General features: G+C 70.9%; 24 protein-coding genes. 16 read left to right on the top strand and 8 right to left on the bottom strand.

The genetic code is table 11. From position 1 onward, the window contains the following. The first annotated feature begins 321 nt into the window (after nucleotides 1-321). The 6 genes from rsmI to EOT10_RS31985 all read left to right on the top strand — a co-directional run bounded on the left by rsmI (nucleotide 322) and on the right by EOT10_RS31985 (nucleotide 6054). Nucleotides 322-1218 carry a 16S rRNA (cytidine(1402)-2'-O)-methyltransferase gene (gene rsmI, locus EOT10_RS32010; RefSeq protein WP_127831878.1) on the top strand — a complete coding sequence of 299 codons (897 nt, stop codon included), beginning with the start codon at nucleotides 322-324 and terminating at the stop codon, nucleotides 1216-1218. 195 nt (nucleotides 1219-1413) lie between these two features. Further along, entirely contained in the window at nucleotides 1414-1854 is a 441-nt protein-coding gene (locus tag EOT10_RS32005) for a hypothetical protein (RefSeq protein ID WP_223281326.1), read from the top strand. Between the two features lie 26 nt (nucleotides 1855-1880). Then, the gene (locus EOT10_RS32000; RefSeq protein ID WP_127831877.1) at nucleotides 1881-2762 is read left to right on the top strand and encodes a TatD family hydrolase; all 882 of its coding nucleotides are present in this window, start codon (nucleotides 1881-1883) and stop codon (nucleotides 2760-2762) included. A gap of 108 nt (nucleotides 2763-2870) precedes the next feature. After that, entirely contained in the window at nucleotides 2871-4229 is a 1359-nt protein-coding gene (locus EOT10_RS31995; protein ID WP_127831876.1) for a resuscitation-promoting factor, read from the top strand. A 41-nt stretch (nucleotides 4230-4270) separates the two neighbouring features. After that, complete coding sequence (gene rsmA, locus EOT10_RS31990) at nucleotides 4271-5149, top strand: 16S rRNA (adenine(1518)-N(6)/adenine(1519)-N(6))-dimethyltransferase RsmA (protein ID WP_127831875.1); 879 nt, start codon at nucleotides 4271-4273, stop codon at nucleotides 5147-5149. Next, nucleotides 5146-6054 (top strand): 4-(cytidine 5'-diphospho)-2-C-methyl-D-erythritol kinase, encoded by a 909-nt coding sequence (locus EOT10_RS31985; protein WP_127831874.1) that lies wholly within the window; start codon nucleotides 5146-5148, stop codon nucleotides 6052-6054. The genes rsmA and EOT10_RS31985 overlap by 4 nt, the downstream gene beginning before the upstream one ends. On the opposite strand, the gene EOT10_RS31980 is transcribed toward EOT10_RS31985, so the two are convergent. Further along, nucleotides 6042-6302, bottom strand: coding sequence for a Txe/YoeB family addiction module toxin (locus tag EOT10_RS31980; RefSeq protein ID WP_127831873.1), 261 nt, complete (start codon nucleotides 6300-6302; stop codon nucleotides 6042-6044). The genes EOT10_RS31985 and EOT10_RS31980 overlap by 13 nt on opposite strands. Continuing rightward, entirely contained in the window at nucleotides 6299-6550 is a 252-nt protein-coding gene (locus EOT10_RS31975) for a type II toxin-antitoxin system Phd/YefM family antitoxin (RefSeq protein ID WP_127831872.1), read from the bottom strand. Before EOT10_RS31975 ends, EOT10_RS31980 begins: the two co-directional genes overlap by 4 nt. A gap of 128 nt (nucleotides 6551-6678) precedes the next feature. Here EOT10_RS31975 and EOT10_RS31970 point away from each other — a divergent pair, with 128 nt between their 5' ends. From EOT10_RS31970 to EOT10_RS31955, 4 genes are all read left to right on the top strand, one after another. Continuing rightward, nucleotides 6679-8490, top strand: a complete 1812-nt coding sequence (locus tag EOT10_RS31970) for an ABC-F family ATP-binding cassette domain-containing protein (RefSeq protein ID WP_127831871.1) — start codon at nucleotides 6679-6681, stop codon at nucleotides 8488-8490. Between the two features lie 181 nt (nucleotides 8491-8671). Further along, entirely contained in the window at nucleotides 8672-10489 is a 1818-nt protein-coding gene (locus EOT10_RS31965) for an outer membrane protein assembly factor BamB family protein (RefSeq protein WP_127831870.1), read from the top strand. Nucleotides 10490-10592: 103 nt separating this feature from the next. After that, complete coding sequence (locus tag EOT10_RS31960; RefSeq protein WP_127831869.1) at nucleotides 10593-12509, top strand: outer membrane protein assembly factor BamB family protein; 1917 nt, start codon at nucleotides 10593-10595, stop codon at nucleotides 12507-12509. A 243-nt stretch (nucleotides 12510-12752) separates the two neighbouring features. Continuing rightward, the gene (locus EOT10_RS31955) at nucleotides 12753-13448 is read left to right on the top strand and encodes a helix-turn-helix transcriptional regulator (RefSeq protein WP_127831868.1); all 696 of its coding nucleotides are present in this window, start codon (nucleotides 12753-12755) and stop codon (nucleotides 13446-13448) included. Nucleotides 13449-13588: 140 nt separating this feature from the next. On the opposite strand, the gene EOT10_RS31950 is transcribed toward EOT10_RS31955, so the two are convergent. Together EOT10_RS31950 and EOT10_RS31945 are read right to left on the bottom strand one after the other, a co-directional pair. Then, the gene (locus EOT10_RS31950; RefSeq protein ID WP_127831867.1) at nucleotides 13589-13870 is read right to left on the bottom strand and encodes a hypothetical protein; all 282 of its coding nucleotides are present in this window, start codon (nucleotides 13868-13870) and stop codon (nucleotides 13589-13591) included. A gap of 18 nt (nucleotides 13871-13888) precedes the next feature. After that, on the bottom strand, nucleotides 13889-15571 hold the full coding sequence (locus tag EOT10_RS31945; protein WP_127831866.1) for a sodium:solute symporter family protein: 1683 nt from the start codon (nucleotides 15569-15571) through the stop codon (nucleotides 13889-13891). 256 nt (nucleotides 15572-15827) lie between these two features. On the opposite strand from EOT10_RS31945, the gene galT reads away from it, so the two are divergent. From galT to galK, 3 genes are read left to right on the top strand one after another with little or no spacing between them, the layout of a single operon-like run. Next, nucleotides 15828-16889, top strand: coding sequence for a galactose-1-phosphate uridylyltransferase (galT, locus tag EOT10_RS31940; RefSeq protein ID WP_127831865.1), 1062 nt, complete (start codon nucleotides 15828-15830; stop codon nucleotides 16887-16889). Beyond that, nucleotides 16886-17860, top strand: coding sequence for a UDP-glucose 4-epimerase GalE (gene galE, locus EOT10_RS31935; RefSeq protein ID WP_127831864.1), 975 nt, complete (start codon nucleotides 16886-16888; stop codon nucleotides 17858-17860). The genes galT and galE overlap by 4 nt, the downstream gene beginning before the upstream one ends. 3 nt (nucleotides 17861-17863) lie before the next feature. Continuing rightward, nucleotides 17864-19024, top strand: a complete 1161-nt coding sequence (galK, locus tag EOT10_RS31930) for a galactokinase (protein WP_127831863.1) — start codon at nucleotides 17864-17866, stop codon at nucleotides 19022-19024. Between the two features lie 34 nt (nucleotides 19025-19058). Here galK and EOT10_RS31925 read toward each other — a convergent pair whose 3' ends face one another. Continuing rightward, nucleotides 19059-19514, bottom strand: a complete 456-nt coding sequence (locus EOT10_RS31925) for a GNAT family N-acetyltransferase (protein ID WP_127831862.1) — start codon at nucleotides 19512-19514, stop codon at nucleotides 19059-19061. 265 nt (nucleotides 19515-19779) lie between these two features. Between EOT10_RS31925 and EOT10_RS31920 the strand changes: the two genes are divergently transcribed. Then, nucleotides 19780-20529 (top strand): response regulator transcription factor, encoded by a 750-nt coding sequence (locus EOT10_RS31920; RefSeq protein WP_127831861.1) that lies wholly within the window; start codon nucleotides 19780-19782, stop codon nucleotides 20527-20529. Nucleotides 20530-20552: 23 nt separating this feature from the next. On the opposite strand, the gene EOT10_RS31915 is transcribed toward EOT10_RS31920, so the two are convergent. Further along, nucleotides 20553-21047, bottom strand: a complete 495-nt coding sequence (locus EOT10_RS31915) for a MarR family winged helix-turn-helix transcriptional regulator (RefSeq protein ID WP_127831860.1) — start codon at nucleotides 21045-21047, stop codon at nucleotides 20553-20555. Nucleotides 21048-21136: 89 nt separating this feature from the next. Here EOT10_RS31915 and EOT10_RS31910 point away from each other — a divergent pair, with 89 nt between their 5' ends. After that, a complete protein-coding gene (locus tag EOT10_RS31910; RefSeq protein WP_127831859.1) occupies nucleotides 21137-21970 on the top strand; it encodes a trans-aconitate 2-methyltransferase in 834 nt (277 codons plus the stop codon). A gap of 169 nt (nucleotides 21971-22139) precedes the next feature. Here EOT10_RS31910 and EOT10_RS31905 read toward each other — a convergent pair whose 3' ends face one another. Continuing rightward, nucleotides 22140-22820, bottom strand: coding sequence for a TetR/AcrR family transcriptional regulator (locus tag EOT10_RS31905; RefSeq protein WP_189492334.1), 681 nt, complete (start codon nucleotides 22818-22820; stop codon nucleotides 22140-22142). Next, nucleotides 22820-23815, bottom strand: a complete 996-nt coding sequence (locus tag EOT10_RS31900) for an acyl-CoA desaturase (RefSeq protein ID WP_127831857.1) — start codon at nucleotides 23813-23815, stop codon at nucleotides 22820-22822. Before EOT10_RS31900 ends, EOT10_RS31905 begins: the two co-directional genes overlap by 1 nt. Nucleotides 23816-24108: 293 nt before the next feature. Here EOT10_RS31900 and ppc point away from each other — a divergent pair, with 293 nt between their 5' ends. Next, a complete protein-coding gene (gene ppc / locus EOT10_RS31895) occupies nucleotides 24109-26847 on the top strand; it encodes a phosphoenolpyruvate carboxylase (RefSeq protein ID WP_127831856.1) in 2739 nt (912 codons plus the stop codon). The last annotated feature ends 78 nt before the right edge of the window (nucleotides 26848-26925 follow it).

The raw sequence follows: 26925 nt of genomic DNA, 5'->3' as shown, positions 1-26925 counted from the left end.
CGGCGAGGACGCGGTACTGGTCACCGCGCCATCGTAGGGAACGCGACTGTGCGCGGGGGCGTCCGGCCGTTCCCCGTGTCCCGTCGGCGGCCCGCCGCAGTCGACGCCCAGGGGCGGGACGTGTCGGCCAGGCCGGGCTCGCGGCGTCTGGCACGGCGCCTCGCGGCGTTGTCGTCACTCGCCGACGTCCCCCAGCTACCGCTGGGAGGTGCCCCCACCGCGTCGACTCCCTCCTCCGCCTTGCGATGCACCGCACCAGACGCCGCTCCCTGATCCGGCCTGGCCGACACGTCCCGCCCGCGTCCCTGCGAGGATGGACCGGTGACAGGAAGCCCAGATTCCCCCGGAACGCTCGTGCTCGCGGGTACGCCCATCGGAGACGTGTCGGACGCGCCGCCCCGGCTCAGCAAGGAGCTGGCCGACGCCGACGTCATCGCCGCCGAGGACACCCGCAGGCTGCGGCGCCTGACGCAGGCGCTCGGCGTGACGCCCGGCGGACGCGTCGTGTCCTACTTCGAGGGGAACGAGTCGGCCCGCACGCCCGAGCTGGTCGAGGCCCTCGCGGGCGGGGCCCGGGTACTCCTCGTGACCGACGCCGGGATGCCGTCCGTGTCCGACCCCGGGTACCGGCTCGTCGCCGCGGCCGTCGAGCGGGACATCAAGGTCACCGCCGTGCCGGGCCCCTCCGCCGTGCTCACCGCGCTCGCGCTGTCCGGGCTCCCCGTCGACCGGTTCTGCTTCGAGGGCTTCCTGCCCCGCAAGGCCGGCGAGCGCATGGGCCGGCTGCGGGAGGTGGCGGAGGAGCGCCGCACCCTCGTCTACTTCGAGGCCCCGCACCGCCTCGACGACACGCTCGCCGCGATGGCCGAGGCCTTCGGGGACGAGCGCAGGGCGGCCGTGTGCCGCGAGCTCACCAAGACGTACGAGGAAGTGAAAAGGGGCCCGCTCGGGGAACTCGCGCGCTGGGCGGCCGAGGGCGTACGCGGCGAGATCACCGTCGTCGTCGAGGGCGCCCCGGAGAAGGGCGCGGAGGTCCTCGACGCCTCTGAGCTGGTACGCAGGGTGCAGGTGAGGGAAGAGGCGGGGGAGCGGCGCAAGGAAGCGATCGCCGCCGTGGCCGCCGAGGCGGGACTGCCCAAGCGTGAGGTCTTCGATGCGGTGGTCGCGGCAAAGAACGCCGCTCGCGGAGCCCCATCGGAGGGCAAAGGACTAACCTGAAAAGCAAAGCGCAGGCCGCGTACCGGGCCCTTTGCGACATGGAAAGGCCAAATCAGCTCCAACAGTCGACAGCCCTGATGCGCTCGCGCCGGGAGAAGCGTCCACTGGTCGAAGGGACGCACCCGTCCCAGGCTTCCGGGTGGATGTAATGCCCCGCCCGGAAGGTTCCTTGTCCAGCGGACAAGAGGAGCTGGCATGAGTGACATCGCAGGCGCCGCACCGACCCCGGCCAGTGCGACCGCACCTCCGATACCGAACCGGAGCGCGGCCACGGCCATCGCCCATGAGTCGTACTCGTTCGCGTGCATGCGGTGCGGCCACGGCTGGGAGCAGTCGTTCGAGATCGAGCACCACATCGACGGCGACGGCGCGGAGTTCGTGATGTACGTGGCGGGCGGCGAGCGGGTCCCGTCGCCGCTGACCCGGCCCACGTGCCTCAACTGCGGCGGTCATGTCGTACGGATCATGAGGGCGGGCCGCGTCTCGTCCGTGCTCGACGTGATGCACCGGCAGGAGACGGCTCCGCCGCAGCAGCGCGAGCCCGCGGACACCGGCGGCGCGGAGCGGCCCGCGAAGGACCACCACTGGCACCTCTCCGACCTCCTGCACCCCTTCCACCACCGCAAGACGGACTGAGCGGAGTTCGTTCGTAGGATCGGGGCATGAGCTCTGACCGTTCGAAGGACATCACCCCGCCGCCGCTGCCCGCACCCCTCACGGTGCCGGTCGCCGACTCGCACACCCACCTCGACATGCAGTCGGGCACGGTGGAGGAGGGCCTCGCCAAGGCCGCGTCGGTGGGTGTGACGACCGTCGTCCAGGTCGGCTGCGACGTGAACGGGTCCCAGTGGGCCGCCGACACCGCGGCCGCGCACCCGAGCGTCCACGCCACGGTCGCCCTGCACCCCAACGAAGCCCCCCGTATCGTCCTCGGCGACCCCGACGGCTGGTCCCGGCAGGGCGAGCGGCCGGCCGGCGGTGACGCCGCCCTCGACGAGGCGCTCGCCGAGATCGACCGGCTCGCGGCGCTCCCGCACGTGAAGGGCGTCGGCGAGACCGGCCTCGACCAGTTCCGTACGGGACCTGAAGGCATGGCCGCGCAGGAGCGCTCGTTCCGCGCGCACATCGAGATCGCCAAGCGGCACGGCAAGGCCCTCGTGATCCACGACCGGGACGCCCACGACGACGTGCTGCGCATCCTCAAGGAGGAGGGCGCCCCCGAGCGCACGGTCTTCCACTGCTACTCCGGCGACGCGGCGATGGCCAAGGTCTGCGCGGAGAACGGCTACTACATGTCGTTCGCGGGGAACGTCACCTTCAAGAACGCGCAGCACCTGCGCGACGCCCTCGCCGTCGCCCCGCGCGAACTCGTCCTGGTCGAGACCGACGCGCCCTTCCTGACCCCCGCGCCCTACCGCGGACGGCCTAACGCCCCGTATCTCATTCCGGTCACGCTGCGCGCCATGGCCGCGGTCAAGGGCCTCGACGAGGACACCCTGGCGGCGGCGGTCGCGGCCAACACGGCCCGCGCCTTCGACTACTGACCGCTCCGGGCCGCCGGGTTCACGACACTGCGTAGCCGCGTCGCTTTGGAGAGTGACGAACGCTCCGCTAGGTTCTCCTCGCCCGATCCGGACCCAGGGAGCGTCGTCGTGAGCAGTTCGCCGTACGAGACGTACGAGACCTACGAGCCGTACAGGACGTACGAGCCGAACGAGCCGAACGAGCGGGATGCGGTGTACGCACCGCGGGGCGGCACCTACCGCCCCGGCTACGAGTCCCTGGAGACCCAGCCCGCCTGGCAGGTGCCCGAAGCGGTGTTCCCGCGGCAGGCCGCCCCCGCCGGTGCTCCCGGCGTGCGGGCCGGGGGCCGGGCCGAGGCCCGCCGCGCGGCCCGGCGGGGGAAGCGGACCGAGCGGCCCGAGAGCCTCAGGCGGCTCCTGCCGCAGGCGCTCGTCGTCGCGTTCCTGGCCGGCGGCACCACCGCCTTCGTCGCCGCGGACAAGGAGCTCCAGCTCAGCGTCGACGGCAAGCCCCGCACCCTGCATACCTTCGCGGACGACGTCAGCGAGCTGCTCGCCGACGAGGGACTCGACGTCGGCCCGCACGACATCGTCGCCCCCGCCCCCGGAACCTCCCTGGCCAGCGGCGACGAGGTCGCCGTGCGCTACGGCCGGCCCGTCCACCTCACCCTCGACGGCGAGCGCCGCAAGGTGTGGACCACCGCGAGCACCGTCGACGGCGCCCTGCGCCAGCTCGGCGTCCGCGCCGAGGGCGCCTACGTCTCCACGTCCCGCTCCCGCCGCATCGCCCGCGACGGACTCGCGCTCGACGTCCGCACCGAACGCAGCGTCACGATCATGGCCGACGGACGCGAGCGCACCCTCCGCACCAACGCCGCCACCGTCCGGGACGCCGTCGAGGAGGCGGGCGTCCAGCTGCACGGGCAGGACACCACCTCCGTCCCGCAGGACAGCTTCCCGCGCGACGGGCAGACGATCACCGTCATGCGGATCAAGGGCAGCAGGGAGGTACGGGAGGAGCCCATCGCGTTTGCGGTGGAGCGGACCCAGGACCCGACCCTGTTCCGCGGCACCGAGGTCGTCGAACGGGCGGGCCGCCAGGGCACCCGGCGTGTCACCTACGCCCTGCGCACCGTCAACGGCGTCCGGCAGAAGCCGCGGCGCCTGGAGGCCGAGGTCGTGCGCGAGCCGCGCAGCCAGCTCGTGAAGGTCGGCACCAGGCCGCTGCCGTCCTCCGTCGCCGGCGCGGACAGCCTGAACTGGAGCGCGCTCGCCCGCTGCGAGTCGGGCGGCCGCCCCTCCGCGACCGACGCGACCGGCACGTACGGCGGCCTCTACCAGTTCGACGTGCAGACCTGGCACAGCCTGGGCGGCGGGGGACGGCCCCAGGACGCGTCCGCCTCCGAGCAGACGTACCGGGCGAAGAAGCTGTACGTGCAGCGCGGCACCGGCCCGTGGCCGCACTGCGGGGGCCGCCTGCACGGGTAGGTGTGGCAGGGCCCGTGCGCAGCGCCCCGTACCCTGAGTCCGTGAGCACCACTGACCCCCAGGGCCCCCTGCTTGGCCCCGCCGACATCCGCGAACTGGCGGCAGCCCTGGGCGTGCGGCCCACGAAACAGCGCGGCCAGAACTTCGTCATCGACGCCAACACGGTCCGCCGCATCGTGCGCACCGCGCAGGTCACCCCCGAGGACAATGTCGTCGAGGTCGGCCCGGGCCTCGGCTCGCTGACCCTGGCGCTCCTGGAGGCGGCGGCCCACGTCACCGCCGTCGAGATCGACGACGTGCTCGCCGCCGCGCTCCCCGCGACGATCGAGGCCCGCATCCCGCAGAAGAAGGACGCGTTCGCGCTCGTCCACTCCGACGCGATGCTCGTCGACGACATCCCGGGCCCGGCCCCCACGGCGCTCGTCGCGAACCTGCCCTACAACGTCGCCGTGCCGGTCCTGCTCCACATGCTCGACACCTTCCCGACCATCGAGCGCACGCTCGTCATGGTCCAGGCCGAGGTCGCCGACCGCCTCGCGGCCGCCCCCGGCTCGAAGGTCTACGGAGTCCCGTCGGTCAAGGCCAACTGGTACGCGGACGTGAAGCGCGCCGGATCCATCGGCCGGAACGTCTTCTGGCCCGCGCCGAACGTCGACAGCGGCCTCGTCGCCCTCGTCCGGCGCACCGAGCCCGTCGCGACGACCGCCACCAAGCGCGAGGTCTTCGCCGTGGTCGACGCGGCCTTCGCGCAGCGCCGCAAGACGCTGCGCGCCGCGCTGTCCGGCTGGGCCGGATCGGCCGCGGCGGCGGAAGCTGCCCTGGTCGCAGCCGGTGTCTCCCCGCAGGCCCGGGGCGAGGCCCTGACCGTCGAGGAGTTCGCGCGCATCGCCGAGCACAAGAACGCGGGAGCCGCCGCGTGAGCGTGACCGTACGGGTCCCCGCCAAGGTCAACGTCCAGCTCGCGGTGGGCGCCGCCCGCCCCGACGGCTTCCACGACCTCGCCAACGTCTTCCTCGCCGTCGGCCTGTACGACGACGTCACGGCGACCCCGGCCGACGAGCTGACCCTCACCTGCGAGGGCCCCGGCGCCGACCAGGTCCCCCTGGACCGTACGAACCTGGCGGCCCGCGCCGCGATCGCGCTCGGCGAGCGGTACGGGATCGAGCCCAGCGTCCACCTCCACATCGCCAAGGACATCCCCGTCGCGGGCGGCATGGCGGGCGGCTCCGCCGATGCGGCCGGCGCGCTCGTGGCCTGCGACGCGCTGTGGGGCACGGGTGCCTCGCGGGACGAACTCCTCGACATCTGCGCCGAGTTGGGCAGCGACGTGCCGTTCAGCCTGGTCGGCGGGGCGGCGCTCGGCACCGGACGCGGCGAGAAGCTGGAACTCCTCGACGTGGGTGGGGACTTCTGGTGGGTGTTCGCGGCCGCCGAGGGGGGCCTCTCCACGCCCGCCGTGTACGGCGAGTTCGACCGGCTCACCGAGAACACGGCGGTCCCCGTGCCCGAGGCCTCGCCCGCTCTCCTCGACGCCCTGCGCACCGGCGACGCGTCCGCGCTCGCGGCCACCGTCACGAACGACCTCCAGGCCGCCGCGCTCTCCCTCTTCCCGTCCCTGAAGGCCACGCTCGACGCGGGCACGGCGGCCGGCGCGCTCGCCGCCCTGGTCTCCGGCTCCGGCCCGACCACGGCGTTCCTCGCGGCGGACCCGGAGTCGGCCCACCGCATCGCCGAAGCCCTGACGGCATCCGGCACCTGCCGCTCGGTACGGGTGGCGCCGTCACCGGCGCCGGGTGCGACCGTGCTGCGAGGTCAGCCGCTGTAGTGGTACCGGCAGGCGGCGACCCGGACCTCGTCCTCGACGACCTTGTAGACGAGCCGGTGCTCATCGGTGATCCGCCGGGACCAGTAGCCGTGGAAGCCGTGCTTCAGCGGTTCCGGCTTGCCGATGCCGTCGTTCCCGTTGCGGGCGATGTCCTGGAGCAGCGTGTTGATCCGCTTGAGGATCTTCCGGTCCTGGGTCTGCCACCAGACGTAGTCCCCCCAGGACGACTCGTCCCAGACGAATTTCACTCGGCGAGCTCCCGTGTCGTGCCCCCGCCGTTCTCAAGGCGATCGATCGAGGCCAGCAGGCGACGGGCGTTCTCGGGGCTCCGCAGGAGGTAGGCGGTCTCCTTCAGGGACTCGTACTCGTCGAGTGCCACGATGACCACCGGCTCGTGTCCGGCGCGCGTCACTATGACCTCTTCGCGGTCGTCGACGACCGCGCTGAGGGTCTCGGCGTATTTGGCTCGCGACTCGGTGTAGGTCATCGTCCGCATGATCGCCTCCTCGGCTGTACGGGATTCTGTACGTACAGGAAACTGTACGTCGAGTGCGGGGGTGGCGGCAAGGGGCGGCTGCCGCGCCGTACCCTGGAAGACTGATCCATCCCCTCGTCAGGAGCGAAATGGCAGTCAACCTGGTCAATGTCGAGGCAGTCAGCAAGGTGTACGGCACCCGTGCCCTGCTCGACGGCGTATCGCTCGGCGTGTCCGAGGGGGACAGGATCGGTGTCGTCGGGCGTAACGGAGACGGCAAGACCACCCTCATCCGGATGCTCGCCAAGCTGGAGGACGCCGACACAGGGCGCGTCACCCACAGCGGCGGCCTGCGCCTCGGCGTCCTCACGCAGCACGACTCCCTCGACCCCGACGCGACCGTCCGGCACGAGGTCATCGGCGACATGGCCGACCACGAGTGGGCCGGCGACGCCAAGATCCGCGACGTGCTCACCGGACTCTTCGGCGGTCTCGACCTGCCCGGGTTCGAGAAGGGCCTCGACACGGTCATCCGCCCGCTGTCCGGCGGCGAGCGGCGCCGTATCGCGCTCGCGAAGCTCCTCATCGGCGAGCCCGACCTGATCGTCCTCGACGAGCCCACCAACCACCTCGACGTCGAGGGCATCTCCTGGCTCGCGGCCCACCTCCAGGCCCGCCGCTCCGCCCTCGTCTGTGTGACCCACGACCGCTGGTTCCTCGACCAGGTCTGCACCCGCATGTGGGACGTGCAGAAGGGCGACGTCTTCGAGTACGAGGGCGGCTACAGCGACTACGTCTTCGCGCGGGCCGAGCGCGAGCGCATCGCGGCGACGGAGGAGGCCAAGCGGCAGAACCTGATGCGCAAGGAGCTGGCCTGGCTGCGCCGCGGCGCCCCCGCCCGCACCTCCAAGCCCCGCTACCGCATCGAGGCCGCCAACGAACTCATCGCCGACGTGCCGGAGCCGCGCGACAAGAGCGAACTGATGAAGTTCGCCAGCTCGCGCCTCGGCAAGACCGTCTTCGACCTGGAAGACGTCACCGTGCAGGCCGGTCCCAAGGTGCTCCTCAAGCACCTGACCTGGCAGCTCGGCCCCGGCGACCGCATCGGCCTGGTCGGCGTGAACGGCGCGGGCAAGACCTCCCTCCTGCGCGCCATGGCACAGGCCGCCCGCACCGAGGGCGAGGCGCAGCCCGCGGCGGGCCGCGTCGTCGTCGGCAAGACCGTGAAGCTCGCCTACCTCTCCCAGGAGGTCGCCGAGCTCAACCCCGAGCTGCGCGTCCTGCAGGCCGTGCAGCAGGTCCGCGACCGCGTCGACCTCGGCAAGGGCCGCGAGATGACCGCGGGCCAGCTCTGCGAGACGTTCGGCTTCAACAAGGAGAAGCAGTGGACGCCGGTCGGCGATCTGTCGGGTGGTGAGCGCCGCCGCCTCCAGCTTCTGCGCCTCCTCATGGACGAGCCGAACGTCCTCTTCCTCGACGAGCCGACGAACGACCTCGACATCGAGACCCTGACGCAGCTCGAGGACCTCCTCGACGGCTGGCCCGGCTCCATGGTCGTGATCTCCCACGACCGGTTCTTCATCGAGCGCACCACGGACCAGGTGTTCGCCCTGCTCGGCGACGCCGCCCTGCGGATGCTGCCGCGCGGCATCGACGAGTACCTGGAGCGGCGGCACGCGATGGAGGACGCGGTGGCCGCGGCCTCCCCGGTCGCCGCCGCGACGCCCGCCCAGGAGAAGACCGTCTCCGCCGCGGACGCCCGCGCCGCGAAGAAGGAACTCCAGAAGATCGAGCGTCAGCTGGACAAGATGTCCGAGAGGGAGACCAAGCTGCACGCGCAGATCGCCGATAACGCCACGGACTTCGCGAAGGTGGCCAAGCTGGACGCGGAGCTGCGTGAACTCGGCGGGGAGCGCGAGGAGTTGGAGATGCGCTGGCTGGAGCTCGCGGAGGACGCGTGAAGCTCCCGTAACGGACCCATCACGGGCCGGTCCTCCCTTGGGAACAGGGGAGCGACCGGCCCGATGTGCTACTGCACAGGGTGATAGAAAGGTCGCTCTGGGAATTGCCTGAGAACGACCAGAGAACGTCCGGAAATCGACCAGGCGAGCAGACACATCAGTGAAGACGGGGGGAGCGCTGATGACTCAGCCGCCCAATCAGCCGCCGCAAGGCGGCTTCGGTGCACCACAGGATCCGCAGCAGCCGCCGCAGCCTCCGGGCAACGCGCCGCAGCCACCGGCTCAGCCGCCGGCCGGCGCCCCGCAGCCCGGATACGGCTACCCGCAGCAGCCCGGCCCGTACGGCCAGCCGCCGCAGGGCGGCCCCTACGGGCAGCCGCAGCAGCAGCCGGGTCCGTACGGTCAGGCTCCGCAGCAGCCGGGTCCCTATGGTCAGCCTCCGCAGCAGCCCGGCCCCTACGGTCAGCCTCAGCAGCCCGGTCCGTACGGCGCGCAGCCGCAGTACGGCTACCCGCAGCAGCAGCCCCCGTTCCCCGGTGGCCCGGCGGTCCCGGGCGGTGGCGGCGCCGGCTTCTTCAAGACCAGGGCCGGGATCGCCGTGGCCGCCGCCGCGGCCGTCGTCGTGATCGCCGGAGGTGTGGTCTGGGCGGTCGTGGGCGGCGGTGACGACCCGAAGAAGGACCCGGTCGCCGACAAGAGCCAGGACCCGAAGCCCACCGGCTCGGCCCCGGTCAACCCGGGCGACGGCTCCGGTGACGGGCACGCCGGGACGGAGGACCTCAACGCGGGCCGCCAGGCGGGCGAGTCGAAGGTCCTCTGGTACAAGACGGCCCCCAAGGCTCCCGGCGACGGCGCGGACGCGCCCGGCATGTGGATCACCAGCACGGTCGCCGCGAAGGCGGTCTACAACGAGGTCGTCGCGTACGACATCGTCGGCGGCAAGCCGAGCTGGCCGACGATCACGCTGCCGCACAAGATCTGTGGGGCCAGCCCGCAGAAGTCGGCCGACGACAAGGTCGCCGTCGCGTACATGAGCGGCGTCACCGACCGCGCCAAGTGCAACCAGGTCATCCAGATCGACCTGAAGACCGGCAAGAAGGACTGGGAGCGGAAGATCGGTGAGGGGGCCCTCTTCGACGGCACCGGCACCGGCGTCGAACTCACCTACGCGGGCAGCACGTTGATGGTCGGCCGCCAGATGTCCGGCGTCGGCCTGAGCACCACGGACGGCAAGCAGCTCTTCGAGAAGAAGAAGTACGGCGCCGCCTGCTTCCCCAGCGCGTTCGCCGGCGGCGAGCGCCTCCTCGCCGTCTCCTCCTGCGGTGCCTCCACCGACAAGGAGCACGACGAGGTCCAGGAGCTCGACCCGGCGACGGGCGAGGCGAAGTGGACCAAGCCGTTCCCCAAGGGCTGGAAGGTCGCCCGCGCCTACTCCGTCGCGCCGGTCGTCCTCTACCTCACGAACGAGGACAAGAAGCAGTGGAACATCACCACGCTGAAGAACGGCAGCAGCGCGGTGCGTTCCGAGGTCTCGGTCGACGAGAACTTCGCGCCCGAGTGCGGCTGGGCCATCCTCGACCGTGACCTCCAGGGCTGCACCGGTGTCGCGGCCGACACCAACACCCTGTACCTGCCGACCAAGGCCACCAGCGGCAGCGCCAACGAGGTCGTCGCGATCAGCCTGGAGAACGGCAAGGAGCGCTGGCGCGTGAAGTCGCCGGTCGCGCAGAACATGCTGCCGCTGAAGACGGAGAACGGCTCCGTGATCGCCTACGTCAACGCGTCCTACGACGCCGGAGGCCGGGTCGTGTCCCTCGCGACGGCGGGCGCGCACACGCCGAAGACGCTTCTCCAGAACCCGGCGGGAACCGCCGAGATCGAGAACGGCTTCTACTCGAAGGCGATCGACTACGTCGACGGGCGCTTCTACATCTCCACGACGCGGCTCTCGGGCAGCGCCAAGGGCCAGGAGAAGCTGATGCTGGCGTACGGCAAGTGACCGCCATCGCCACCGCCCCGGCTCCAGTGAACGGCGTGAACGCCGTGACCGCCCACCGCTCCGCCGCCCGCTCCTCCTTCCCGTATCACGAGGTAAAGACGTCATGACGCAGCCGCCCCAGCCGCCCAACGAGCCGCCGCAGGACGGTTTCGGCAAGCCGCAGGACCCCCCGCCCGTCGGTTTCGGCAAGCCCCAGGACCCGCCGCCCGCCGCAGGCTTCGGCGCGCCCCAGGAGCCCCCGGCCGGAGGCTTCGGCGCTCCGCAGGCCCCGCCGCCCGGTGGCTTCGGCGCGCCCACGCCGCCCGCGCAGCAGCCCGGTTACGGCTACCCGCAGGCACCCCAGACCCCGCCCCCGGCGCAGCCCCCGGCCGCGCCTCCCACGCCGCCGCAGGGTCAGCCGGGCTACGGCCAGCCGCAGCCCCCGGCGCCCCAGTACGGCTACCCGGGCCAGCCCCCTCAGGGCCAGCCGACGCCGCAGGGTTACGGCTACCCGGGCCAGCAGCCCCCGCAGTACGGCGCCTACCCGCCGCCCGTCACGACGCCCATGCAGGCGGCGGGCGGTGGCGCAGGCAAGAAGATCAGCAACCAGATGATGATCATCATCGGCGCTGTCGTCGCGGTCGCCCTGATCATCGGCGGCGGCGTCTGGTACTCCGCGTCGTCCGGCGGCGACAAGACGAATGCCAGTTCCGCCGGCCCGACGGGCGGCGGCGGCAAGGGCGGTGGCGAGAACAAGGGCGGCTCCGGCGGCACCACCTCCGGCGGCGAGAGCCAGGAGAAGGCCCCGGCGAACACCAGCGCCCAGGTCCTCATGCAGCTGCCCCAGCACGAGGTGCCCAAGGACGAGGTGTTCAGCGTCAAGGGCTCCTGGCTCACCGACACGACGTACGCCAAGGCGGGCGTCGGCGAGATCGTCGGCTACAGCGCGGTGACCGGCAAGAAGTCGTGGACCCTCCCGCTCTCCGGCCAGACGTGCGGCGGCGCCCCCGAGGTCACCCAGGACGGCCTGAGCGCGGTCATCAGCGAGGCGGCCCCGCGCAAGCCCAAGGACTACGAGTACCAGCCCTGCACCCAGATCACGGTCTTCAACGTCGACACCGGCAAGAAGCTGTGGACGAAGAGCGTCGGCAGCGGCGGGCGTGACATCCCGTTCAAGGAGCTGTCGATCACCGGCTCCACGCTGGCGGCCGGCGGCGGCTTCGACGGCGGCGCGGCCTTCGACATCAAGACCGGCAAGATCCTCTGGCAGCCGCAGACCGGCTCGTGCGAGGACGTCGGCTACCGCGGCGGCGAGCAGCTGGTCGCGGTCCGCAAGTGCGGTGACTACGGCGACGAGAAGCACGAGGTCCAGCTCCTCGACGCGGCGACGGGCAAGCCGAAGTGGACCTACAAGATCCCGGCCGCCGTGAACGTCATCTCCGTCGTCTCCAGCAAGCCGGTCACGTTCGTGATCGCCACCGGCGACGAGGTCCAGATGTCCGACCTGTTCTCGCTCGACGACGCGACCGGCCGGCTGCGCACCAAGATCTCGCTGGAGAAGGACAAGTACGACTTCGACTGCGAGGTCGGCGAGATCCACGGCTGCAAGGCGATCACGGTCGGCAACGACCGCGTCTACATGCCGACCCGCCAGCACGACGGCGGCGGCTCGAGCGGCCAGACCAACGAGATCGTGTCGTTCTCGCTGCAGACCGGCAAGCCGACCGGTGACCGGGTCGACGGCGGCGAGTACGAGATCTTCCCGGTCCGCATGGACGGCGGGAACATCCTGGCGTACAAGGACGGCCCCTACGACAAGGGCGCCGAGATCGTCACGATCGACCCGAAGTCGCTGCAGCAGAAGACGCTCCTGGTCACTCCGGCGACGGAGTCCGTGACCAGCGTCATCAGCAGCATGGTCCCCAAGTCGTCCGAGCTGCTCTACACCAACGGCCGCCTGGTCATGTCGAAGAACCTCATCTCCAAGCCGTACTCGGCGGACGAGAAGGAGTTCGAGGCCGTGGCCTTCGCCGCGCAGTAACTCCCCGGCTGTTCCCGGGCGTTCACCGACGGCCCCGCACCACGACATGGTGCGGGGCCGTCGGCCTGTCCGCCCTCCGGGGATTCCGGCATTCCGGGTCGCCTTCTCGCCGGTAGGGGAAGCGCAACGCCGAACGAGCGTGTAGCTTCCCGGAGATGGAGGAGGACGGGGAGTCGGGGGGCTTTCCGGGCCGTGGGGGTTGCGGGGTCCCGGAGGGCCCCGGGGGATGTGGGGGATAGCTCTATGGGTGTGCGGCTCATGGTGGTCGACGACCACCGCCTGCTCGCAGAGGCACTCGCCTCGGCCCTCAAGCTGCGCGGGCACCGGGTGCTCGCGGCGACCGCGCCCGCCGCGGGGGCGGCCGAGCTGGTCATCGCGCGGGCGCCCGAGGTCTGTCTGATCGGTACGTCGACGCCCGCGCAGCCGGGCATCTTCGATCCGATCGTGCGGATCAAGCGGGAGCGCCCGCAGGTGGCGGTGGTGGTCCTCGGGCCTGTGCCGTCACCGCGCGGCATCGCGGCGGCGTTCGCGGCCGGCGCGTCCGGATACGTACGGCACGACGAGCGGATCGAGGGGGTCGAGCGGGCCCTGATGAAGGCGCGCGCGGGGGAGGCGGCGGTGGCGCCGCAGCTGCTGCAGGGAGCCTTCAGTGAATTGCTCAACCCCGCCGCCCAGCCCGACGACGAGGGGCAGCGGCTTCTCCAGATGCTGACGCCGCGCGAGGTCGAGGTCCTGGTGCGGGTCGCGGACGGCGAGGACACCCGGGTGATCGCGGCCGGCATGGGCATCGCCCCGAGCACGGCCCGCACGCACGTACAGCGGGTCCTGATGAAGCTGGGCGTCGGCTCGAGACTGGAGGCGGCGGCACTCGCGGCCCGCACGGGATTGCTGGACCGGGCGGGCCCGGTACGGGGAGCCCCGGATTCAGGCGCCCCGTAGTCTCGCGCCCCGTAGGGGCGCGGGGAACTGCGCGACCAGCCCCAGGCACCCGCAGTGCTCCACGGCCTGAAGCCCCCCGAACGTCAAAAGGGCCGGAATCCACCGCACCACGGCGATGAACTCCGGCCCAGGGCAAGGGCTTACGCCTCGCCCACCTCCGGCGTCGGCGGCGCCGCAGGCCGCAGCTTCAGCCACACCAGGAAGAACAGCCCCAGGGCAAGCATGCCGAGGCCCGTCCACAGGTTGATGTTGATGTTCTCGGCCTTCTTCAGGTCCGCGTCGGACGCCGTGATCCCGGCGATCGTGACGATGACTCCGTACAGCACGAACAGTCCGCCGATGATGCGCCGGATGTCGAAGAGGCGTGCCGCGGTCGCGGACTTGCGCTCCAACTCGGAGACTTCGTTCAAGAGTTCAGACATGGTGGGTCGAGCCTCCGATCAGAGGGAGTAGGGGACGTAGCACAGCGCGGCCAGCGCGATCGCGCCCCAGCCGAGCAGCGCCGGCTTGCGGTACCAGGCGTCGTCGCCCTCGGCGGGCGGCTCCTCCAGGCCCGGCGCGGTCGTCCCGTACACGAGGCCCGCGAGCTCGGCCTCCGGCTTGGGCGCGGTGAAGAGGGTGACGACGACCATGACGACGGCGCCGGCGACGAAGCCGACGATCGCGGAGACGAAGTTGGCGCCCTGGTCGGTGGGGATGTCGATGACGCCCTGCTTGTAGATCACGAAGTAGTTGACCATCGCGGCCGTGGTGCCCGCGAGCAGACCCCACACACCGGACTTCATCGAGGCGCGCTTCCAGAACATGCCGATGATGAAGACGACGAACATCGGGACGTTGAAGAAGGAGAACAGCGTCTGGAGGTAGCCCATGATGTTCGAGAACGACGAGGCGATGAACGCCGTGCCGATCGACGCGAGGACACCGACGGCCGTGATGAGCCGGCCGAACTTCAGGTAGTACGCGTCGGGCTTGTCGGTCTTCACGTACTTGGCCCAGATGTCGTACGTGAACACGGTGTTGAAGGACGACACGTTCGCCGCCATGCCCGCCATGAACGCGGCGAGCAGACCGGTCACCGCGATGCCGAGCACGCCGTTGGGCAGCAGCTCCTGCATCAGGTAAGGGATCGCGTCGTTGTACGTGAGGCCCGAGCCCGCGGTGCCGATCTTCGGGACGAGGACGGCGGCGATCAGGCCCGGGATCATCACCAGGAAGACGATGAACATCTTCGGGAACGCGGCGATGAGCGGGGTGCGCTGGGCGGCGGACAGGTTCTTCGCGGACAGCGCGCGCTGCACCTCGGCGAAGTTCGTCGTCCAGTAGCCGAAGGAGAGCACGAAGCCGAGGCCGAGGATGATCGTCAGCCAGTTCGCGCCGAGCGGGTTGGCCTCGCCGATGCCCGTACCGCCCCATGCCGAGAGGAAGTTGTGGCCGTGCGCGCTCTCCAGGGAGTCGGTCATGCCGCCCCAGCCGCCGACCCGCTTGAGGCCGATGACGCAGATCGGGATGAGCGCGGCGAGGATCACGAAGAACTGGAGGACCTCGTTGTAGATCGCCGAAGAGAGTCCGCCGATGGTGATGTACGCGAGCACGAACAGGCCGGCGACGACGATCGCCACCCACTGCGGCCAGCCGAGCAGCGCCTCCACGACGATCGACAGGGCGTACAGGTTGACGCCCGCGATCAGGATCGCCGCGAAGGCGAAGAGTATGGAACTCAGCAGGTGGGCGCTCTTGTCGAACCGCTGGAGCAGGAACTCGGGGACCGAGCGCACCTTGGAGCGGTAGTAGAAGGGCATCATCACGAGGCCCAGGAAGACCATCGCCGGGATGGCGCCGATCCAGTACCAGTGGACGACCGCGACGCCGTACTGCGCGCCGGTCGCGGCCATGCCGAGGATCTCGGTGGCGCCGAGGTTGGCGGCGACGAACGCGAGACCGGTGACCCAGGCGGGCAGGGAGCGGCCGGAGAGGAAGAAGTCGAGGCTGGTCCTGACCGAGCGCCGGGCGGCGAATCCGATGCCGAGGACGACGGCGAAGTAGATCGCCAGGATCGCGTAGTCGAGGCCGTTGGTGGGCAGCCGGAGCCCCGCGGCCAGGGTTTGTGTGGGGGACAGCATGGAGAACTCGCTTCGTTGCGCGAACTGAACTGATCAGACCGGAACCTACGCGTCTATGTTCAATAAATGAACACTTCTGCTGAGGTTCTTTGTTTGATTGTGATGCGAGTGACACGCCGCACCCCCCGTTACGCCCCGCCACACACCGACGGATGCGTGCCGCGGCCTTGACCATCTCGTTGACCCATGCTTTGTTATGTTTGATTCTGTTGGGTTGTTCGTTCAAGTGGATTTCAGTGGATGAGGAGCATCGGACGTGAAGAAGACGTCGACCCGGCTCGCCGACGGTCGCGAGCTCATCTACTACGACTCGCGTGACGACGTCGTGCGCGACGCGGTGGACCGGCGTCCCCTCGACCCCGTGACCAGCTCCTCCGAGATCCGCCGCGACCCGCTCCTCGGCGACTGTGTGGCCGTCGCCTCCCACCGGCAGGCCCGCACCTACCACCCCCCGGCCGACGAATGCCCCCTGTGCCCGTCCGAGGGTGACCGGCTCAGCGAGATCCCCGACTCCTCGTACGACGTCGCCGTCTTCGAGAACCGCTTCCCCTCGCTCGCCGGGGACGCAGGGCGTTGCGAGGTCGTCTGCTTCACCTCCGACCACGACGCGTCCTTCGCCGGCCTCACCGAGGAACAGGCCGGCCTCGTCCTGGAGGCCTGGACGGACCGCACCGCCGAGCTGTCGAACCTGCCCTCCGTCGAGCAGGTCTTCTGCTTCGAGAACCGCGGCGCCGAGATCGGCGTCACCCTCGGCCACCCGCACGGCCAGATCTACGCCTACCCCTTCACCACCCCCCGCACCGCCCTCATGCTGCGCTCCCTCGCCGAACACAAGGAGCAGACCGGGGGCCGCAACCTCTTCGACGACGTCCTCGCCGAGGAGCGCGCCGGTGAACGCGTCGTCATCGAGGGCGACCACTGGGTGGCCTTCGTGCCGTACGCGGCGCACTGGCCCTACGAGGTGCACCTCTACCCGAGGCGCCGCGTGCCGGACCTGCTCGCGCTCGACGACGCGGCCCGCACAGAGTTCCCTCAGGTTTATCTGGAACTGTTGAGGCGGTTCGACCGGATCTTCGGAAGCGGGGAGCCGCCGACGCCGTACATCGCCGCCTGGCACCAGGCGCCGTTCGGCACGCTGGACGAGTTCGCGGGTGTCCAGCGCGACGACTTCGCGCTCCACCTCGAGCTTTTCACCATCCGCCGCACTTCCGGCAAGCTGAAGTTTCTCGCAGGTTCCGAATCCGGCATGAATGTGTTCATCAACGATGTGCCACCGGAGACGGCGGCCGAACGACTGCGAGAGGTTGCGAGTTCATGAGCGGGAAGTACCTGGTCACCGGTGGTGCGGGATATGTCGGCAGCGTGGTCGCACGCCACCTCGTCGAGGCAGGCCACGACGTCACTGTCCTGGACAACCTCTCGACCGGGTTCCGCGAGGGCGTGCCCGCCGGTGTGACGTTCGTCGAGGGCGACATCCGCGACGCCGCGAAGTGGCTGGACACAGCGGGCGCTCCGTACCACGCGGTGCTGCACTTCGCGGCCTTCTCCCAGGTCGGCGAGTCCGTCGTGAAGCCCGAGAAGTACTGGGAGAACAACGTCGGCGGCACGATGGCGCTCCTCGCCGCGATGCGCGCCGCGGGCGTCCGCAAGCTGGTCTTCTCCTCGACCGCGGCGACGTACGGCGAGCCGGTGAACACCCCCATCACCGAGTCCGACCCCACCGCCCCCACCTCCCCGTACGGCGCCTCGAAGCTCGCCGTCGACCACATGATCAGCGGCGAGGCGGCCGCGCACGGCCTGGCCGCCGTGTCGCTGCGCTACTTCAACGTCGCCGGCGCGTACGGCGACTGCGGCGAGCGCCACGACCCCGAGTCGCACCTCATCCCGCTCGTCCTCCAGGTCGCCCAGGGCAGGCGCGAGGCCATCTCCGTCTACGGCGACGACTACCCGACCCCCGACGGCACCTGCGTCCGCGACTACATCCACGTCGCCGACCTCGCCGAGGCCCATCTGCTGGCTGTCGAGGCCGCCACCCATGGGGAGCACCTCATCTGCAACCTCGGCAACGGCAACGGCTTCTCCGTGCGCGAGGTCATCGAGACCGTCCGCCAGGTGACGGGCCACCCGATCCCCGAGGTCGCCGCGCCGCGCCGCGCCGGTGACCCGGCCGTCCTGGTCGCCTCCGCCGGCGCCGCGCGCGAGCGCCTCGGCTGGAACCCGTCCCGCGCGGACCTCGCGGGAATCGTCGCCGACGCCTGGGCCTTCGCCCAGGCCCGCCAGGAGGGGTAAGTCATGACCGTCGCCTCGCAGTTCAGCGATCTGTACGGATACGAGCCCGAGGGGGTCTGGGCCGCGCCCGGACGCGTGAACCTCATCGGCGAGTACACCGACTTCAACGAGGGCTTCGTGATGCCGCTCGCGCTGCCGCACACCGCGGTGGCCGCCGTCGCGCGCCGCACCGACGGCGTCCTGCGGCTGCACTCCGCGGACATCGACGCGCCGATCGCCGAACTGCGGGCCGACGGCCTGACCCCCCTGTCCGAGTTCGGGCAGGGCGGCTGGGCGGCGTACCTGGCGGGCGTGGTGTGGGCGCTGCGCGAGGCCGGGCACGTGATCACCGGCGCCGACGTCCACCTCTCCTCGACCGTGCCGACCGGCGCCGGCCTCTCCTCGTCGGCCGCCCTGGAGGTCGTCACGGCGCTCGCCCTCAACGACCTCTTCGAACTCGGCCTGTCCGGGCCGGAGTTGGCGCGGATCGCGCAGCGCGCGGAGAACGACTTCGTGCGGGTGCCCTGCGGGATCATGGACCAGATGGCGTCGGCGTGCGCCACCGAGGGCCACGTCCTGCACCTCGACTGCCGCGATCTGTCCGTCCGTCAGGTCCCCTTCGACCTGGCCGCGCAGGGTCTCCGGCTGCTCGTCGTCGACACCCGCGTCAAGCACGAGCTCGGCGACGGCGCGTACGCGGAGCGCCGCGCGGGCTGCGAGGCGGGCGCGGCCGCCCTCGGCGTGTCCCACCTGCGGGACGTGCCGTACGCCGAACTGCCGGACGCGCTCGCGAAGTTGGCGGATCTCACGGACGAGAAGGTCGTCCGCTACGTCCGGCACGTCGTCTCCGACGACCACCGGGTCGAGCGGGTCATCGAACTCCTCGACGCCGGTGACGTACGGGCGATCGGCCCGGTCCTGACCGAGGGTCACGTCTCGCTCCGCGACGACCTGCGGATCTCCTGCGCGGAGCTGGATCTGGCCGTGGAGAGCGCGAACGCGGCGGGCGCGCTCGGGGCCCGGATGACGGGCGGCGGCTTCGGCGGATCGGCGGTCGTCCTGGTGGAGGAGGCGGACGCGGAAGCGGTGACGAAGTCGGTCACGGAGGCGTTCGCGACGGCGGGCTTCACACCACCCCGCGTCTTCCCGGCGGTCCCGTCCCCGGGCGCGCATCGCCTGACCTGACGTCAGCCCAGCCGCTTCGTGCGGTGCGGTGTGCTCAGCCCAGCCGCTTCGTGAGGGTGAACTCCTTGATTCCCGGCGGGTAGTCGGGGATCACGCATACGAGGTCGTAGCCGTGCTGCCGGTAGAAGCCGGGGGCCTGGAAGTCCCATGTTTCCACTCGGGCGCCCCGGCAGGCGCGGTCCTCGTGGGCGATGCGTTCCGCCTCCGTGAGCAGACGGGAGCCCAGGCCCTTCGCGCGGTGGCGGTCGTCGACCCAGAGCAGGTTCACGTGGAGCCAGGTCGCCCACGTGTGCCCGTCCAGGCCGCCCGCGATCTCGCCGTCCTCGTCCAACGCCCAGACCTGGAGCGGAACTTCGCGCTCCTCGGGCGTGCCGCGCAGTGCCCTGAGCTCCGCCGACGCCGCGGCGTTCGTCTCGCGCAGCCGGAAATGGAGAAGATCGCGCCGCTGTTTGTCGACTCCTGTCTCAATTCGAAACATACGCCTCACCATAAACGCGCAGGCCAATCAGTTCTGCAAATTGCCTTCCGCTCCTGGCCCGCGGCCCTACTCTGAGGGCAGCACCGGTGGGGGCCGGTGCTGATCAGGGGGCGAGACAGCCGGGTACGACGCCCGGAGCGGGGGTGGCGGTATCCACGCGGCGGCGGCCGCGCGACCGCGATGACCTGCCTCTTCGGGCGCCGTACCCGCGCCGGCCGTCCTCCGGCGCCGGGGAGTCCCCTGCTCCGCGAGGAGCGCGGGGAAGGGGGTTATACACGTGGTTCGCATCCGAGTCCTGGTCGTCGACGACCACCGCATCTTCGCCGAGTCGCTCGCCGCGGCGCTCGCCGCCGAGCCCGACGTGGACGTGTCCGCGGCCGGCAGCGGCCCCGCCGCACTGCGCTGTATGGACCGCGCGGCGGCGGAGGGGCGGACGTTCGACGTGCTCCTCGTCGACGCCGACCTGGGAACGGCCCTGCACGGCCCGCGCCCGGCGGCGGTCGTGCCCGACGAGGGGCCCGGCCAGGACGGCATGGTCGACGGGATCTCCCTGGTCGCGGGCGTGCGCTCGGGCCGGCCCGCCGTACGGACCGTGGTGCTCGCGGAGAAGGACGACCCGCGCCGCGCGGCCCTCGCGCTCCAGGCGGGCGCCTCCGGCTGGGTGGCCAAGGACTGCTCGCTGTCACGCCTCCTCACCGTCATCCGGGGCGTGCTGCGCGACGAGACGCATCTGCCGCCCGCGCTGCTCACGGCCGTCCTGCGGGAGCTGACCGCGGCCCGCAAGCACCGCACCGAGTCCGAGCGCCTGGTGGAGTCCCTGACGCCGCGCGAGCGGGAGGTGCTGCGCTGCATGGTGGCGGGCCTCGGCCGCAAGGCGGTCGCCGAACGCCTCTTCCTGTCCCCGCACACAGTCCGTACGCACATGCAGAACGTGCTGGGCAAGCTCGGCGTGCACTCCACCCTCGCGGCGGTGGCACTCGCGCGCCGGGCCGGGGTGGGTCCCGCGGACCTCGAAGCGGCGTCGTAGAACAGCTGGAGAGGGGTCGGCTGTCAGGGGATGTTGTCGAACGGCGCGGTCAACTGCCGCAGCAGCCCGGCCAGTTCACCGCGCTGGGTGCGGGACAGCTCGGCGAGGATGGCCCGCTCCTGTTCGAGGAGGCCCGCCAGGGCCAGGTCGGCGCGGTCCTGTCCCTCGATGGTCAGCCGGACCAGGACGCCCCGCCGGTCGCTCGGATCGGGCAGCCGCTCGACGAGGCCCTTCTTGGCGAGCCGGTCGATACGGTTGGTCATCGTGCCGGAGGTGACGAGCGTCTGCGTGAGGAGCTGTCCGGGGGAGAGCTGATAGGGGGCGCCGGCCCGCCGCAGGGACGTCAGTACGTCGAACTCCCACGGCTCCAGCTGGTGCTCGGCGAACGCCAGGCGCCGGGCCCGGTCCAGATGACGCGCCAGCCTGCTGACTCGACTGAGCACCTCCAGGGGCTCCACGTCGAGGTCAGGGCGCTCTCGGCGCCACGCAGCGACCAGTCGGTCGACCTCGTCCTCCATGGAGATCAGTCTAGTGGGTCCCTCGATGTGAAGTCTCTTGAATTCAACTATCTTGACATCGAGATAAGCTCGGGAGGATCCTGGCCGCCATGAGCGCCCCCGACGCACACACCCCACCTGCCTCCCCCGCCTCACCCACGTGGGACCCCCAGCAGTATCTCCGCCACGCGGATCACCGCACACGCCCCTTCGCCGACCTCCTCGCCCGCGTCCAGGGCGACCCGGCCAGGATCGCCGACCTCGGCTGCGGCGCGGGCAACGTCACCGCCCTGCTCGCCGAGCGCTGGCCCAAAGCCAGGATCACCGGCTACGACAACTCTCCGCAGATGCTGGAGAAGGCCGCCGCCCACGCCACCGACCGGCTCGACTTCGCCCCCGCCGACGCGGCCACCTGGACCCCCGCCGAGCCCTTCGACCTGATCGTCTCCAACGCCCTGCTCCAGTGGGTCCCCGGCCACACCGACCGCTTCCCCGACTGGCTGGCCGCACTCACCCCCGGCGGCACGTTCGCCTTCCAGGTCCCCGGCAACTTCGACGCCCCCAGCCATGTCCTGATGCGGGAACTGGCCGAGTCCGCGCGGTGGCGCGACCGGCTCGGCGGGGTCCTGCGCCACGGGGACCCGGTGCACACGCCCGCCGTCTACCTGGAGCGCCTCGCAGGGCTCGGCTGCCGGGTCGACGCCTGGGAGACGACGTACTTGCACGTGCTTTCCGGTGAGGACCCGGTCCTCGACTGGGTCAAGGGGACCGCGCTGCGCCCCGTGCTCACGGCTCTCGCCGGTGACCAGGCCGGGCGGGACGAGTTCCTGACGGAGTACGCGGGCCTGCTGCGCGAGGCGTATCCGGCGACGGGATACGGCACGGTTCTGCCGTTCCGGCGCGTCTTCGTGGTGGCGGTGACGCAGTCGCGTCTGCCCGGTTGATGAGCGGGGGCGTCTGCGGCTTCGGTGGGGGCCGGTCGCGCCCCGCGGCGGAGCCGCTGATGACACAGCCCCGCGCCCCTGAAATGCGTGCGCTGCGCGCGGCATTTCCCCGATTTCAGGGGCGCAGGGTCCTGCGCGACCGGCCCCCACCGAAGCCGCACCCGAAAGATCAGCTCTTGCGGCGCCCGATCAGGTGCGGGTTCGCCTCCATGCCGTCCAGGCCGTGCCACGCCAGGTTCACCAGGTGCGCCGCCACCTCGGCCTTCTCCGGCTTACGGGCGTCCAGCCACCACTGGCCCGTCAGGGCGACCATGCCGACCAGCGCCTGCGCGTACAGCGGCGCCAGCTTCGGGTCGAAGCCGCGGTTCTTGAACTCGCGGCCCAGGATGTCCTCCACCTGCGTCGCGATGTCCGAGATCAGAGACGCGAACGAACCCGTCGACTGCGGGATCGGGGAGTCCCGGACCAGGATCCGGAAGCCGTCCGTGTACTCCTCGATGTAGTCGAGGAGCGCGAAGGCCGCCTGCTCGCACAGCTCGCGCGGATGCCCGGCCGTCAGGGAACTGGTCACCATGTCGAGGAGCTGGCGCATCTCCCGGTCCACGACGACCGCGTACAGGCCCTCCTTGCCGCCGAAGTGCTCGTACACCACCGGCTTGGAGACCCCGGCCTTCGCCGCGATCTCCTCCACCGATGTGGCCTCGAAGCCCTTCTCCGCGAAGAGGGTGCGGCCGATCTCCAGGAGCTGCTGACGGCGCTCCGCACCGGTCATCCGGGTGCGGCGCGCACGCCGCGGTTTGTCGTTGCCGGCTGGGCTCGCAGTGCTCGGTTCGGTGGCCACGCGCTTCATCATGCCGCGTCAGCGGCTTGCGGCTTGCGGCGGGAGTCGATCCGCTCCTTCGACGGCCAGCGCACGTCGCTCGCCCAGCCCAGCTGCTCGAACCAGCGGATCAGCCGCGCCGAGGAGTCCACCTGGCCGCGCATCACACCGTGCCGCGCCGACGTCGGGTCCGCGTGGTGCAGGTTGTGCCACGACTCACCGCACGACAGGACGGCCAGCCACCACACGTTGCCCGAGCGGTCCCGAGACTTGAACGGGCGCTTTCCGACCGCGTGACAGATCGAGTTGATCGACCACGTGACGTGGTGCAGAAGCGCCACCCGCACCAGGGAGCCCCAGAAGAACGCCGTGAACGCGCCCCACCACGACATCGTCACCAGACCGCCGATCAGCGGCGGCAGCGCCAGCGACAGGATCGTCCAGAAGATGAACTGCCGCGAGATCGCCCTTATGGCCGGATCCTTCACCAGATCGGGCGCGTACTTCTCCTGCGGTGTCTGCTCCTCGTCGAACATCCAGGCGATGTGTGCCCACCACAGGCCCTTCATCAGCGCCGGCAGCGTCTCGCCGAACCGCCACGGCGAGTGCGGGTCACCCTCCGCGTCGGAGAACTTGTGGTGCTTGCGGTGATCGGCCACCCAGCGCACGAGCGGCCCCTCGACCGCCATCGAACCCATGACGGCAAGCGCGATACGCAGCGGCCGCTTCGCCTTGAAGGAACCGTGCGTGAAGTACCGGTGGAAACCGATCGTGATGCCGTGGCAGCCCAGGTAGTAGAAGAAGACGAGCAGGCCGAGGTCGAGCCAGCTCACACCCCAGCCCCAGGCCAGCGGCACCGCCGCGACCAGCGCGAGGAACGGGACGGTGATGAAGAGCAGCAGCGCGAGCTGCTCCACCGAACGCTTCTGCTCACCGCCGAGCGTGGCGGACGGCGGCGGAGCGCCGGTCGGGTCGGCCGGCGACGCCTGCGGGGCGTCGTCGATCAGATCGGAGCTTGTGGTCATGGGGCGTCCCCTGTGGGGTCGAGGGTCGAGAACGGGGATGTCGTGCTGAAAGGTGTTGCTACGGGTCCGTAACTTACGGCGTCGTAAGTATGGCAGCGCGGAGGCGGGCGGCAAGAGGCCCGCAAAACGGCCCCTCCGGGCGGACACCTATCCTTGGAGACGGTCGGACAGCGCGGTCCGCTTCTGTATCTCCACCCGGATTCTGTATCTCCACCCGGAACTCCACCGGGACTCTTGCCCGGATCCGGGGATTCCCTCCCAGACGTGCTTCACCACTGCAAGGAGCCGCACCTGTGAGCAGTGCCGACGACCAGAGCCGTGAGGCCACCGCCAGCGCCGAGCTGCGCGCCGACATCCGCCGGCTCGGCGATCTCCTCGGCGAGACACTCGTACGCCAGGAAGGCCCCGAGCTCCTCGAACTGGTCGAGAAGGTCCGCCGCCTCACCCGCGAGGACGGCGAGGCCGCCGCCCGCCTGCTGGGCGACACGGAACTGGAGACCGCGGCCAAGCTGGTCCGCGCCTTCTCGACGTACTTCCACCTGGCGAACGTGACCGAGCAGGTCCACCGCGGCCGCGAGCTGCGCGCCCGCCGCGCCGCCGAGGGCGGCCTCCTCGCCCGCACGGCCGACCGCCTCAAGGACGCCGACGCCGACCACCTGCGCGAGACCGTCCAGCACCTGAACGTGCGGCCGGTCTTCACCGCCCACCCGACGGAGGCCGCCCGCCGCTCCGTCCTCAACAAGCTGCGCCGCGTCGCCGAGCTCCTCGAAACCCCCGTCATCGAGGCCGACCGCCGCCGCTACGACACCCGCCTCGCCGAGAACATCGACCTGGTGTGGCAGACCGACGAGCTGCGCGTCGCACGCCCCGAGCCGACGGACGAGGCCCGTAACGCCATCTACTACCTCGACGAGCTGCACGCCGGTGCCGTGGGCGACGTCCTCGAGGACCTGACGGCGGAGCTGGCGCGCGTCGGCGTCACCCTGCCCGACGCGACCCGCCCCCTTACCTTCGGCACCTGGATCGGCGGCGACCGCGACGGCAACCCGAACGTCACGCCCCAGGTCACCTGGGACGTCCTGATCCTCCAGCACGAGCACGGCATCAACGACGCCCTGGACCTCATCGACGAGCTGCGCGGCTTCCTGTCGAACTCGATCCGCTACACCGGCGCCACCGACGAGCTGCTCACCTCCCTCCAGAACGACCTGGACCGGCTGCCGGAGATCAGCCCCCGCTACAAGCGCCTCAACGCCGAGGAGCCCTACCGGCTCAAGGCCACCTGCATCCGGCAGAAGCTGGAGAACACCAAGGAACGCCTCGCCAAGGGCATCCCGCACGAGACGGGCCGCGACTACCTCGGCACCGGCGAACTCCTCCGGGACCTCACCCTCATGCAGACGTCCCTGCGCGAGCACCGCGGCGCCCTGTTCGCCGACGGCCGGATGAACCGCACCATCCGCACCCTCGCCGCGTTCGGCCTCCAGCTCGCCACCATGGACGTCCGCGAGCACGCCGACGCCCACCACCACGCCCTCGGCCAGCTCTTCGACCGGCTCGGCGAGGAGTCCTGGCGCTACGCCGACATGCCCCGCGAGTACCGCCAGAAGCTCCTCGCCAAGGAACTCAGGTCCCGCAGGCCCCTCGCGCCCTCGCCCGCCCCCCTCGACGCCGCCGGCGAGAAGACCCTCGGCGTCTTCCACACGGTCAAGCGCGCCCTGGACGTCTTCGGACCCGAGGTCATCGAGTCGTACATCATCTCGATGTGCCAGGGCGCCGACGACGTGTTCGCCGCGGCCGTCCTCGCCCGCGAGGCCGGACTCCTCGACCTGCACGGCGGCTGGGCCAAGATCGGCATCGTGCCGCTCCTGGAGACCACCGACGAGCTGCGCGCCGCCGACGTCATCCTCGACGAGATGCTCGCCGACCCGTCGTACCGCAGGCTCGTCGCGCTCCGGGGCGACGTCCAGGAGGTCATGCTCGGCTACTCCGACTCCTCCAAGTTCGGCGGCATCACCACGAGCCAGTGGGAGATCCACCGGGCGCAGCGGCGGCTCAGGGACGTCGCTCACCGTTACGGCGTCCGGCTGCGCCTCTTCCACGGCCGCGGCGGCACCGTCGGCCGCGGCGGCGGCCCCTCGCACGACGCGATCCTCGCGCAGCCCTGGGGCACCCTGGAGGGCGAGATCAAGGTGACCGAGCAGGGTGAGGTCATCTCCGACAAGTACCTCGTGCCGTCCCTGGCCAGGGAGAACCTGGAGCTCACGGTCGCCGCGACGCTCCAGGCCTCCGCCCTGCACACGGCTCCGCGCCAGTCCGACGAGGCGCTCGCCCGCTGGGACGCCGCGATGGACGTCGTCTCGGACGCCGCGCACGCCGCGTACCGCAAGCTGGTCGAGGACCCGGACCTGCCGACGTACTTCCTCGCGTCGACGCCGGTGGACCAGCTCGCCGACCTGCACCTCGGCTCGCGGCCCTCCCGCCGCCCCGGCTCGGGCGTCTCCCTCGACGGCCTGCGCGCCATCCCGTGGGTGTTCGGCTGGACCCAGTCCCGGCAGATCGTGCCCGGCTGGTTCGGCGTCGGCTCGGGTCTGAAGGCGCTGCGCGAGGCCGGTCTCGACACCGTGCTCGACGAGATGAGCGAGCAGTGGCACTTCTTCCGGAACTTCCTCTCGAACGTCGAGATGACGCTCGCGAAGACGGACCTGAGGATCGCCCGCCACTACGTCGACACGCTCGTCCCGGACGAGCTGAAGCACGTGTTCGCCGCGATCGAGGCGGAGCATGAACTGACGGTGCGGGAGGTGCTCCGCGTCACCGGGGGGCAGGAACTCCTTGACACGCAGCCGGTGCTGCAGCAGACGTTCGCGATCCGGGACGCGTATCTGGACCCGATCTCGTACCTTCAGGTGGCTCTGCTCAAGCGACAGCGTGACGCTGCCGCGGCGGGGGAGGAACCGGATCCGCTGCTCGGGCGTGCGCTGCTGCTGACGGTGAACGGGGTGGCGGCGGGGCTCCGTAACACGGGCTGACCGGCCCGTACGACGATGACTGAGGGGCATCTCCCGGCCGGGAGACGCCCCTCAGTCATTCAGTCAGTCATTCATTCA

It is taken from the genome of Streptomyces antnestii (genome assembly GCF_004005495.1).
GTDB lineage: Bacteria > Actinomycetota > Actinomycetes > Streptomycetales > Streptomycetaceae > Streptomyces > Streptomyces antnestii.
This window is presented reverse-complemented; position numbering and strand designations above follow the sequence as displayed.